General features: G+C 74.0%; 10 protein-coding genes. 1 reads left to right on the top strand and 9 read right to left on the bottom strand.

The window, feature by feature from the left end:
• From IH44_RS0136545 to IH44_RS0136525, 5 genes are all read right to left on the bottom strand, one after another.
• On the bottom strand, positions 1 to 724 hold a 724-nt coding region (locus tag IH44_RS0136545), incomplete at its 3' end, for a hypothetical protein (protein WP_157852587.1).
• Between the two features lie 199 nt (positions 725 to 923).
• Positions 924 to 1,949 carry a hypothetical protein gene (locus tag IH44_RS0136540; RefSeq protein WP_081967345.1) on the bottom strand — a complete coding sequence of 342 codons (1,026 nt, stop codon included), beginning with the start codon at positions 1,947 to 1,949 and terminating at the stop codon, positions 924 to 926.
• A 79-nt stretch (positions 1,950 to 2,028) separates the two neighbouring features.
• Positions 2,029 to 2,688, bottom strand: coding sequence for a hypothetical protein (locus IH44_RS0136535; RefSeq protein WP_157852586.1), 660 nt, complete (start codon positions 2,686 to 2,688; stop codon positions 2,029 to 2,031).
• A gap of 177 nt (positions 2,689 to 2,865) precedes the next feature.
• Positions 2,866 to 4,245 carry an NADP-specific glutamate dehydrogenase gene (gene gdhA / locus IH44_RS0136530; RefSeq protein ID WP_030464139.1) on the bottom strand — a complete coding sequence of 460 codons (1,380 nt, stop codon included), beginning with the start codon at positions 4,243 to 4,245 and terminating at the stop codon, positions 2,866 to 2,868.
• A gap of 407 nt (positions 4,246 to 4,652) precedes the next feature.
• Complete coding sequence (locus IH44_RS0136525) at positions 4,653 to 6,359, bottom strand: glycoside hydrolase family 13 protein (protein ID WP_232795236.1); 1,707 nt, start codon at positions 6,357 to 6,359, stop codon at positions 4,653 to 4,655.
• 302 nt (positions 6,360 to 6,661) lie between these two features.
• Between IH44_RS0136525 and IH44_RS0136520 the strand changes: the two genes are divergently transcribed.
• Positions 6,662 to 7,165 carry a PadR family transcriptional regulator gene (locus IH44_RS0136520; RefSeq protein ID WP_030464137.1) on the top strand — a complete coding sequence of 168 codons (504 nt, stop codon included), beginning with the start codon at positions 6,662 to 6,664 and terminating at the stop codon, positions 7,163 to 7,165.
• Positions 7,166 to 7,306: 141 nt separating this feature from the next.
• Here the strand turns inward: IH44_RS0136520 and IH44_RS0136515 are convergent, their stop codons facing one another.
• From IH44_RS0136515 to IH44_RS49565, 4 genes are all read right to left on the bottom strand, one after another.
• A complete protein-coding gene (locus IH44_RS0136515) occupies positions 7,307 to 8,056 on the bottom strand; it encodes a TetR/AcrR family transcriptional regulator (protein WP_030464136.1) in 750 nt (249 codons plus the stop codon).
• Between the two features lie 202 nt (positions 8,057 to 8,258).
• Positions 8,259 to 9,803: an MFS transporter gene (locus IH44_RS0136510; protein ID WP_051818059.1), complete on the bottom strand. Its 1,545-nt coding sequence runs from the start codon at positions 9,801 to 9,803 to the stop codon at positions 8,259 to 8,261.
• Between the two features lie 168 nt (positions 9,804 to 9,971).
• The gene (locus tag IH44_RS0136505) at positions 9,972 to 10,745 is read right to left on the bottom strand and encodes an SDR family NAD(P)-dependent oxidoreductase (protein ID WP_030464134.1); all 774 of its coding nucleotides are present in this window, start codon (positions 10,743 to 10,745) and stop codon (positions 9,972 to 9,974) included.
• A partial coding sequence (locus IH44_RS49565) for a 4'-phosphopantetheinyl transferase superfamily protein (protein ID WP_304414225.1) occupies positions 10,718 to 11,479 on the bottom strand: 762 nt, incomplete at its 5' end. The genes IH44_RS49565 and IH44_RS0136505, both read right to left, overlap by 28 nt.

Raw genomic sequence — 11,479 nt, 5'->3', positions numbered from 1 at the left:
GATCGGCGTCGGGGGGCGGCGGGACCTCGCGGGGCGGGCCGTACCCGTCCAGGCCCAGGTAGGTGACGGCCCGGTAGGTGCCGGCCTCGCAGGTCAGGCTCAGCTCGGACAGCCGCCCCCGGTCGTCGACCAGCAGGTCGGTGGTGCACTGCGGGACCTGCTGGTCGGCCACCCGCTGACGCAGCACCCCCAGCGCGTCGGAGAGCCGGTCGACCGGCAGCGGCCCGTTCAGGCGGTAGGCCGTGCCGCCGGAGCGGAGCTGCTCCGGGCCCCGGTAGGACGCCGGGTCGGCGGCCAGCAGGGCCAGCGCCAACTGGCGGTGGTCGGCGACCAGGGCCTGCCCCTGGCGGGTCTCCCGGCGCCACTTCCCGCCGTCGAGCTGGGTGTACACGGCGTCCCGGGTCGTCGTGGTGTACACCAGCGCGGGCGCGCTCCCGGCGATCATCCACTCCCCGGTCGCACCGGTCTGGACGTCCGACACGGTCACCGTGCCCTGGCCCTCGACCGAGGTCCGGTCGTCCGAGGACTTCACCGACAGCGACGCCGAGAACGGCTCCGCCGGCTCCGCGAGCACCGCCCTGAGCCGCTCGATCTCCTGCGCCCGGTGGTCCGGGGCCGCCGAGCCGGCGCCCAGCGCGGAGCGGACGCCCGAACACCCCGTCAGAACGGCCGCCAGCGCGACCCCCGCCGCCACCGCGGCGGCCCCGACCGCGCGCTTCGACACCGACACCACCCCACCCCACCTCCGCACGACACCCGGGCCCCGCGGGCCGACGGGCCAGATGGATCCGAATTCGGAAGATATGACCAGCGGGGCATACATTCTCGCGGCACCCGACACGAAGGCAAATCATTCGTGGACGCACCCGTCGAGTTGACGGTGGGTCAACCACCTGACGGCGAGTCAACGCCCTGACGGCGGGTCAGCCCCGGAAGCCCGCGTGCACGTGGTCGTGGTGGGTGGCGTCGCTGAAGAACTGGTTCGCCGTCGCCCCGCCCGGCAGCAGCCGCGGCCCGCCCACGTTGTACGAACCCGCCGCCGCGGCCGCCCGCATGAAGGAGTCCACCAGGTCGGCCGGGGTCGCCGGATCCACCACCGCCCGGCCGTCGATCCGCCAGGTGTCGAACGCCCGCCCCTGCGGGTGGTCGCTCGGCCGGTCCGTGCCGAACACCAGCAGCGGATGACCCGAACGCACCACGCTCACCTCGAACGCGTACGTCCCCGCCAGCGCCAGCAGCGCCGCGAGCGCCGCGTCGTGCACCTGCCCGCCGCGCACGTCCGCCACCGCCGCCGGGGGCAGCGCGATCCGCGGCTGCGCCAGCACCCTGGTCGCCGGATCGCTCAACGCCGCCGCCGCGGGCCCCGGATCGGCCGGGTGCAGCGCGGTGACCTCCCACCGGGGCGCGGCGCTGCTCAGCCGGACGTCGACCGTGCTGCCGGTGGACACCGGCGCCCCGTCCGGCCCGGCCAGCCACTGCCGGCACACCACCAGCACGCTCGCCGAATCCGCCAACAGCCCGCCGTACTGGGCGTACACCACCTCCAGCGCGGCCCGCGGGGCGTCCGCCAGCAGCGCGCCGCCCTGGTCGGCCAGCCCCGGGTCCGCCCCGAGCGCCGCTACCCGCTGCCGGGCCGCCGCCATGCCCTGCCCGCCCGGCGGCCACCCGCCGATCGCCTCCACCACCTGCACGGCCCGCAGCTTCACGTCCGGCTGCAGCTCGCCGGGGCCGGGCTGCCAGGCGGCGGGCGCGGGGAAGGCACTGCTGGTGCTGGTGCTGGTGCTGGTGCTGGTGCTGGCGTTGGGGGAACTGTTCGGGCTGTTCGGGGAGTTCGGGCCGCTCGGGCTGGTCGGAGTGCTGGGGTGGCCGGAGGAGCAGGCGGCCAGGGCGCCGCCCAGCCCGGCGAGCAGGAGGGTGCGGCGGCCGGGCTGGAGGGAAGGGGCGGGCATCCTGCCAGTGTCGGCGGCGGGCGGCGGTTCCGGCCGGTGCGACCCGCCGTTCCGGTGCTCCGGGACTGCTGACGGCGGGTCAGGAGAGCATGTACAGCACGGAGGCGGCGACGGTGAGCAGCAGGACGGCCCCGGCGACCAGCAGCAGGACGCGAACGGTGCGGCGGTCGGTCAGGGCCGCCGCGCGGGCCGGGGCGAAGCTCTCCAGCAGGGTGCGGACCAGGGCGGTCAGGGCGCCGCCGGCCAGCAGCAGGCCGCCGACGGTGGCGCCGGCGGACAGGGCGTGGTTGCCGACGCCGAGCCGTTCGCAGCTGCCGTCCGGGGTGCAGCGGACGGTGGCGACGGTGCCGACCCGGTAGTCGTTCGGCGCGCCGTTGTAGTACCACGTCCCGGTGGTGACCCCGGTGCTGCCGGGATCGCCGGTGCCCCGGCAGTGGTTGACCGCGCTCCGGGACTGGCCGGTGGTGTGGCACTCGGTCATGGTCATCCGCAGCTCGGGCCGGTGGTGCAGCGCGCGGACGTCCCCCATCGCGGCGGCGCCGCCGATCGCCACGCCCACCCCGAGGGCGATCCCGGCCAGCGGGAGCAGGGCCCGCAGCACCGCCGACACGGGGGAGGGGAGCCGGCGGCGGGGTGCCGGACCGCGCTGCTCGCCGCGCCCGGGCGTCGGCCCGTACTTGGTCCGGTCCGGCTTTCCCGACCCCCCGGGCTTCCCCGGCTTCGCCGGTTTCCCGGACATGGCGGATCCCCACCTTCCCCCGTGCGCACCGTCCCGCCGGGCCCGGTGGGACGGCACAACCTACCTCTCCGGCGGCGGCAGCGGGAAGGCGGGGGGGGGAAGGCAGCGGGCCCGGACCGCCGCCGCGGTCCGGGCCCGGGTTGCCCGACGGTGTGTCAGGAGGGTCTCAGGAGGGCGTCAGATCAGGCCCTGGGCGAGCATCGCGTCGGCGACCAGCTCGAAGCCGGCGATGTTGGCGCCGACCACGTAGTTGCCCGGGCTGCCGTACTTCTCGGCGGTGGTGAAGCAGGAGTCGTGGATGTGCTTCATGATCTCGCCGAGGCGGGCCTCGGTGTGCTCGAAGGTCCACGAGTCGCGGGAGGCGTTCTGCTGCATCTCCAGCGCCGAGGTGGCGACACCGCCGGCGTTGGCGGCCTTGCCGGGCGCGAAGGCCACGCCGGCCTCCTGGAAGACCCGGACGGCCTCGGGGGTGGTGGGCATGTTGGCGCCCTCGGCGACGGCCTTCACCCCGTTGCGGACCAGCGCGACGGCGTCCGCCTCGTGCAGCTCGTTCTGGGTCGCGCAGGGCAGTGCCACGTCGCAGGGGACGTTCCACACGCCGGTGCCGGCCACGTACTTCACGTGCTCGCCGCGGGCCTCGGCGTAGTCGGAGACCCGGCCGCGGCGGGTCTCCTTGATCTCCTTGAGCAGGGCCAGGTCGATGCCCTTCTCGTCGACCACGTAGCCGGTCGAGTCGGAGCAGGTGAGCACGGTCGCGCCGAGCTGCTGGGCCTTCTCGATCGCGTAGATCGCCACGTTGCCGGAGCCGGAGACCACCACGCGCTGCCCGGCCAGGCTCTCGCCGCGGGTGCGCAGCATCTCCTCGGTGAACATCACGCAGCCGTAGCCGGTGGCCTCGGTGCGGGCCTGCGCGCCGCCCCAGCCCAGGCCCTTGCCGGTGAGCACGCCCGACTCGTAGCGGTTGGTGATCCGCTTGTACTGGCCGAACAGGTAGCCGATCTCGCGGCCGCCGACGCCGATGTCACCGGCCGGGACGTCGGTGTACTCGCCCAGGTGGCGGTGGAGTTCGGTCATGAAGGACTGGCAGAAGCGCATGATCTCGGCGTCCGAGCGGCCCTTGGGGTCGAAGTCGGAGCCGCCCTTGCCGCCGCCGATCGGCATGCCGGTCAGGGCGTTCTTGAAGATCTGCTCGAAGCCCAGGAACTTGACGATCCCGAGGTTGACCGAGGGGTGGAAGCGCAGGCCGCCCTTGTACGGGCCGAGGGCGCTGGAGAACTCCACCCGGAAGCCGCGGTTGACGTGGACACCGCCCTTGTCGTCGGACCACGGCACCCGGAAGATCAGCTGGCGCTCGGGCTCGCAGACCCGCTCGATGATCCGGGCGTCGACCAGTTCGGGGCGCTGCTGCAGCACCGGGCCGAGGGTCTCGAGAACCTCGCGGACCGCCTGGTGGAACTCCTTCTCGCCCTGGTTGCGGCGCAGGACTTCCTGGTACAGCGGCTCGATCAGGCGGGCGCCGGCGTCGGTGGACGCGGCGGAGGTGGGGGTGGCCGGCATTCAGGCACAACCTTCCGTGATTCGGATGGTGCACGAGGGCGCTCCCGTCCCGGGGAGTGCCCCTGGTCCTCCTCGCCGTTGAGGATCGTCGGCGGCGCGCCTGACACGCGTCGGTCGACGGGGTGGGACCGATGGTCTGCACCATTGTCACAGGGCTGACCTGCGGGCATCGACCGCATGTCCACGATGTGAACACCCGAATGGGTCATTTCGGTCAGTCCGCAGGTAAAGACCGGCCTATCTCCAGCTCAATTTCCGGGCTATGTGATTCAAACCTCGGGAAAGGTGTGAGTTCGCTGCGAGTTTCGGGCGTGTCCTGGGAGAGCGCCCCCGGCCGACCGCCCCCGGCAGGCCGAACACCGGGGGCGGGGCGAGGCACCAGGGGCGAGGCGCCAGGGGCGGGGCCCTCAGCGGCGCGGCAGGATCCACCAGGCCGTGGTGGCCGGCGGCAGCACCCCCGCCGGGCACGGGCCGGAGGACAGCAGCGGCTGGCCGGTGACCGGCGCCGGGGCCGGGACGGTGCCGAAGTTGGTCGCCACCAGCAGGCCGTCGCCCCGGGTGAAGGCCAGCACGTTCGGCGGCGTCTCGATCCAGCGCAGCGTGCCCTCGCCCAGTTGCGGCAGCAGCCGGCGCAGGTGCAGCGCCTCCCGGTACAGGTGGTACGGCGAGGTGTGGTCGGCCAGCGCCCGCTCCGCGGTGTGCCGGGCGAACGAGGCCGGCTGCGGCAGCCAGGTCGGTGCCGAACCCTCCGGGCTGAACCCGTACGGCGCCCTGGTTCCGGCCCACGGCAGCGGGACGCGGCAGCCGTCCCGGATGCCCTTGCGGTTGCCGGTGCGGTGGAAGATCGGGTCGGTGATCACCTCGTCCGGCAGGTCGTCGACCTCCGGCAGGCCCAGCTCCTCGCCCTGGTACAGGTACGCCGCACCCGGCAGCGACAGCATCAGCAGCGCCGCCGCCCGGGCCCGCTCCGGGCTGCCGAAGCGCGTCGTGGTGCGAACCTGGTCGTGGTTGTTCAGCACCCAGGTGACGGTCGAGCCGGTCGCCGTGATGTCCCGCACCGCCGCGTCGATCACCTGGTGGAAGTGCTCGGAGTCCCACGGCGCGTGCAGCAGGTGGAAGAAGAACGCCTGGTGCAGCTCGTCCCCGCGCACGTACTTGGCCTGCTCGGCCGGGGTCGGCACGGACGCCTCGCCGACCAGCAGCCGCTGCCGCCCGTCCAGCGCCGTGTACTCCTCGCAGATCGCCCGCCAGGAGCGCCACACCTCGTGCACCTCCGGCTGGTTCCAGGCCAGCGGGTTCACCGAGTCGCGGGTCCGCTCGTCGGCGTCCGGGTCCGGGGAGTCCGGCAGCTCCGGGTGCTTGAACAGGCCCGCGGCGACGTCGATCCGGAAGCCGTCCACGCCCCGGTCCAGCCAGAAGCGCAGCACCTTCTCGAACTCGACCGGCACCTCGGGGTTGCGCCAGTTCAGGTCCGGCTGCTCCGGGGTGAACATGTGCAGGTACCACTGGCCCGGGGTGCCGTCCGGCTCGGTGATCCGGGACCAGGCCGGGCCGCCGAACATCGCCCGCCAGTTGTTCGGCGGCAGCTCGCCGTCGGCGCCGCGGCCGTCCGCGAAGTGGAACCGGGCCCGGGACGTCGAACCCGGCGCGGCCGCCAGTGCCTCCAGGAACCACGGGTGCTCGGCCGAACAGTGGTTGGGCACGGTGTCCAGCACCAGGCGCAGGCCCAGCTTGCGGCAGTCCTCGACCAGCAGGTCGAAGTCCTCCAGGGTGCCGAACATCGGGTCCACGCCCTTGTAGTCGGCCACGTCGTAGCCGTGGTCGTGCTGCGGCGACGGGTAGAACGGGTTCAACCAGACCCCGTCCACGCCCAGCCGCTTCAGGTACGGCAGCCGGGCCCGCACGCCCGGCAGGTCGCCGATGCCGTCGCCGTTGGAGTCCTGGAAGCTGCGCACGTACACCTGGTAGATCACCGCGTCGCGCCACCACAGCGCGTCGGGGGCGGCGGCGGCCGCCCGTTCCTCCGGGAACGTGCCGTCCGCGGTGAGGACGGCGGAGTCCGCGACGGTCTCCGCGGGGTGCGGCGGGTCGGTGGGGACGACGGAAGTGATCATGCGTCACCTTCACGGGAGCGCGCGAGGGAGGTCGCGCTGACAGGCACGGACCCGGGCTGACAGTTCGTCAGTTCCTCGGGGATACCTAGATGTTAGGTATAGGCCAAAGAGCATGTCCAGGAGACGAGAGATGAAGATGTCACCTCCCGGGACGGAGAGTGTCAACAGTTGGGGCGAATCAGGGCGAATAAGGGGGCGCACAACGGGGTAGGGCAAAGCCCAGGAGAGCCGCCCGGCGTACGACCGACGAAGTTCGGCCGCACGGCGCACTCCCCCCACTCACCTCGAAGGGAGGCATCCGAGTGCGGCTTCCGCTCCTCGCGCTGCTTGCCACCGGCCCGGCGCACGGCTACCAGCTCCGCAGAGCCCTGGAGTCCACGTTCGGCCCGGCCTACTCGCGCACCAACGACGGGCAGGTCTACGTCACGCTCGGCCGGCTGGAGAAGTCCGGCCTGATCGAAGGGGAGGACGTCGCCCAGGACGGGCGCCCGGCCAAACGCGTCTTCGCCCTCACCGACGACGGCAGACGAGCCCTCGCCGACTGGTTCGCCCGCCCGTCCGACGGGGCCAAGGTCCGCGAGGAGTTCTTCCTCAAACTCGTCCTCGCCCCGCGCACCCGTCTCGCCGATCCACGCACCTTGATCGACCTCCAACGCTCGTACTGCCTCGCCGCCATCCGCGGCCTGCACGCCACCGCCGACCAGTCCCCCGACCACGGCGTCTCACGCCTGTTGATCGAGGGCGAGGTCCTGCACCTCCAGGCCGAACTCGACTGGCTGGAGCGCTGCCAACAGGAACTCACCTGAACCGGCGGGGCGGTTCATCCATCGAACCCCATGCGTGTCGAGCACGAATCGCCCGGCGGCGGAGAGGGAGTGGAGCACCTCCGCTCCCCGTCCGGCACCGGGCAGCCTGCTCGGGAACGAGGAGGGGGCAGCGTGCGGCCCTCAGGGGAGGGAGGATTGCATGCCGGTGAGGAGCCAGTCCAGGGCTCGGTGGAACTCGCGTTCGCGGATGAGGTGTTCGGGCTCGCTGGGGCGTTCGACGAGGACGCCGGAGTCGGCGACGCCCGGGAGGTCGCGGACGGCCTCGGTGATCTCGGCGACCAGGCCCTCGGTGGTGGTGCCGGCCTGGTCGGCCTTCTCGGCCCAGTTGACCTCGGTGGAGGTGAAGCCGTAGGTGTACTGGAAGATCGCGGAGAGGGCGGCCATGGCGTCGGTCTCGGAGAGCGGGGAGGTGCGGGCGATCTCCAGGGCGCGGGCGGAGAACCGGACCGAGTTCGGCCCGATGTTCAGGTAGTCGGCGTAGATCCGCACCGCCCAGGGGTGCGCCAGCATCGCCGCCCGCCACGTCACGGCGAGGGCGCGCAGGCCGGACTGCCAGTCGGAGCCGTCGCCCGGCTCGGGCAGCACCATCTCGCCGGCCACCACGTCCAGGGCGAGCTCCAGCAGGTCGTCCTTGTCGGCGACGTACCAGTACAGGGACATCGGTGTGACGTCGAGCCGGGCGGCCAGGGCGCGCATCGAGAACTTCGCCTCGCCCTGGGCGTCCAGCAGGCCGATCGCCGCGGCGACGATCACCTCGCGGTCCAGGCTGCCCGGACCGCCCTCGCCGGCCCGTGGGGAGCGGCGGCCCCGGACGGGGCCGGGGGTGATCCACACGCTCTTCTTGACCTGCGAGGCTCGCTTGGTGGCCACGCTGCTCCTTCACTTCGACGGGTGCTTCCACACCGTACGGCTTGGGGCCTCTCTTTCGGATCTTGTCGGATCAGCGCGCGGCTCCCCCCCCCTGTCCCGAGGGGGCTGGGAGGTACCCCCTCGGCGCCCGGCAAGAGCCGAAAGGGAGGGCCCGGGGCCCGCGCGGTGTGCACGGGCCCCGAGCCGGGGAGGGGGCGGTTCGTCAGTGCGCGGCCGGGACGGCGTCCTGCTCCTGCGGGGCGACGGGTGCTCCCGGGGCCGGGCGGTCGGCCCGGTACAGCAGGGCCGCGGAGAGCAGGCCGCCGAGCAGGACGGCCGCCGCGCCGATCAGCTGGCTGCCCGTCAGGCCGTGGGCGAAGGCGTCCCGCACCGCGGTGCGGGCGGCCTCGTCCGGGGCGGCGGCCAGCGCCTCCGGCAGCGACTTCGCCGCCGAGACCGGGACCGACCCCGGCAGGCCCGCCGCGAACCGGGAGCCGAGCACCGCGCCGAGCACCGCGACGCCCAGACCGCCGCCGAACTCGGTGACCGTGCCCTGCACGCCCGCGCCGGCCCCCGCCCGCTCCGGCGGGATGGCGCCCATCACGGCCGCCGCCATCGCCGGGCTGGCGACCGCGATGCCGCAGCCCATCAGCAGCAGGCCGGCCAGCAGCCCCGGATACCCGTGGCCCGAGCCCATCGCGGCGACCACGGCCAGGCCGCCCGCCAGCAGCCCCATGCCGAGGGCGACGGCACCCGCGAAGCCGATCTTCGGCAGCAGCCGGGCGCCGACGCCCGACAGGTTCAGCAGCACGATCACCAGGGCCAGCGGCGACATCCGCAGGCCCGCCTCCAGCGGCCGGTAGCCGAGCACCAGCTGCAGGTACTGGGTGAGCAGGAACAGCGAGCCGGCCATGCCGAAGGCGACCAGGATGCCGCCCGCCACCGCGCCGTTGAAGCGCCGGTTCCGGAAGAAGCCCATGTCCAGCATCGGGGTGGGGGTGTGCACCTCCCAGGCGACGAAGCCCGCCAGCGCGGCCAGGCCGACCCCCGCCGCGAGCAGCACCGGGCCGGAGCCCCAGCCGTGCACCGGACCGGAGATGATCGCGTACACCAGGCCGACCATGCCGACGGTGGACAGCACTGCGCCCGGTACGTCCGGCCGGCGGCCCGAAGGGTCCTTGCTCTCCGGGAGCAGGCGGGCGACCGCGACCAGGCCGAGCAGCGCCACCGGGACGTTGATCAGGAAGATCGAACCCCACCAGAAGTGCGCCAGCAGCACGCCGCCGAGCAGTGGGCCGCCCGCGAAGCCCAGCGAGCTGACGGCCCCCCAGATCCCGATCGCCTTCGGTACCTCGGGGCCCTGGAACACCTGCATCACCACCGCCAGCGTGGTGGTCATCAGCAGCGCGCCGCCGATGCCCATGCCGGCCCGGGCGGCGATCAGCTGCCCGGAGGTCTGGGCGAGGGCGGCCGCCGCCGACCCCAGGCCGAACAGCGCCAGGCCGACCAGCAGGGCGCGCTTGCGCCCGTACCGGTCGGACAGGCTGCCGGCCGTCAGCAGCAGGCCGGACTGGACCAGCGCGTAGGCGTTGATCATCCACTGGATGTCGGCCGTGCCCGCGCCCAGGTCCTCCGTCAGGGAGGGGATGGCCACGTTGAGCACGGTGTTGTCGAGCAGCACCACCAGCGTGGCCAGGCAGACCACCGCCAGGATGACCCACCGCCGGGGGTGCGGGGCGATGGGCAGGGGGACGGACGGCTGTGACAAAAGGGACTCCCGGAGGGCAGCAGACAGGGCGGGCACGACCGGTCGGCCGTGCGTTGTACACCGTAGAGGAGTTCTTCTACGGTGTACAACGACTTTTCCGGGAGTGGATGGGGGCGGGGGAAGACGGGACGGGGGACGGGGGGACGGGCGGACGGGGGGAAGAAGGGGTCAGCCGGTGGCGCCGCCGTCGACCGGGATGCAGGCGCCGGTGATGCCCGCGCCCGCCGGGGAGGCCAGCAGCAGCACCGCCGCGGCCACCTCGTCCGGGCGGGTCAGCCGGCCGGTGACGGTGCGGCCGGTGAAGTGCCGGACCAGCCCCGGGTAGTCGGTGCCGAGCACCTCCGCCGCCCGCGGCCCCTGCTCGGTGAACCAGTCGGTCTCCACCGCGCCCGGGCAGACGCAGTTGGCGGTGACGCCGTACCCCCCGACCTCCTTGGCCAGCACCCTGGTCAGCCCGATCAGCGCGTGCTTGGCGGCGGCGTACGCGCACAGCCCCGGGTCCGGGTCGCGGCCCTCGACGGAGGCGATGTTGACGATCCGTCCGGAGCGCTGCGGCAGCAGGTGGGCCAGCGCCCGGCGGGTGGTGTGCAGCGCGGAGTCGAGGTTGAGGGCGAACGTCCCGTGCCACACCTCGTCGGTGATGTCGGCGACGGTGGCGAAGTCGGTGGCGCCGCCGACGTTGTTGACCACCACGTCCAGGTGCCCGTACCGCCGCACTGCCTCGTCCACCGCGCCCTCGGCCTCGGCCCGGACGGTGGCGTCGGCCGGGTGGAAGGCGAGGTCGGGCCCGCTGCCCAGGCGGTCGAGAGCGGCCCGGCCGCTGCGCTCGGAACGGCCGGTGAGCAGCAGCCGGGCGCCGTGGGCGTGCAGGGTGTGGGCGATGGCGAGGCCGATGCCGCGGGTGCCGCCGGTGATCAGGGCGACGTTCCCGGTGAGGTCCATGGGGGGTGCTCCCGTCGGGGGTGGGGCGAGCGGCAGGGACGGAGGGGCGGGCGGTGCGGCCGGGACGGTCGGATCCGCTGGGGTGGGTCGTGCAGGGCGAGGGTGGCGGTGTGCGGGCGGCCGGGCAGTCGCAGCGGCACCAGCAACCAGCCGCGCGGGGCCCGGTCCCGGCCCAGCCGGGCCAGCACCGGCCGGGGGCGCAGGCCGATCTCCACGTCCACCAGGGCCCGCAGCAGCGGCCAGCCGACGGCCTTGGCCACCGCCTCCTTCGCCGTCCAGAGCGAGAGGAAGCCCGACAGCCGCAGCGCGGGCGGCAGTTCGGCCAGCGCGGCCCGCTCGGCGACGGTCAGGGCCAGGTCCAGCAACTGCGCGGACGGCGGCGCGGCCAGGTGCTCGACGTCGACGCCCAGCAGCGTGCCGGGGTGCCGGACGGGGAGCACCGCCGCCACGGTGACCGGCCCGCTGTGCGCGGCGGACAGGCGCAGCGGCGGGAAGCCGCTCAGCGGCAGCGCCGGACGGCCGAGCGGGTCGGCCACCACGGTCACCTCGGCCGCCGGGCGGGCGCAGTGGGCGGCGACGGCGTGCTCCAGCAGCACCCGCCCGCGGAGCGGCGGCCGCCGCGGGCTGACGTGCCACCAGAGGTCGACCGGCCCCGCGGAGGTGGGCAGTCGGCGGTACCGGGCGCCGGCCAGGTCGGGGGTCATGAGGCGGTGGGGGGAGGGGAGGGGGGAGCC

Source organism: Kitasatospora sp. NRRL B-11411 (genome assembly GCF_000721345.1).
In the GTDB taxonomy this organism is placed as follows: domain Bacteria; phylum Actinomycetota; class Actinomycetes; order Streptomycetales; family Streptomycetaceae; genus Kitasatospora; species Kitasatospora cineracea.
This window is presented reverse-complemented; position numbering and strand designations above follow the sequence as displayed.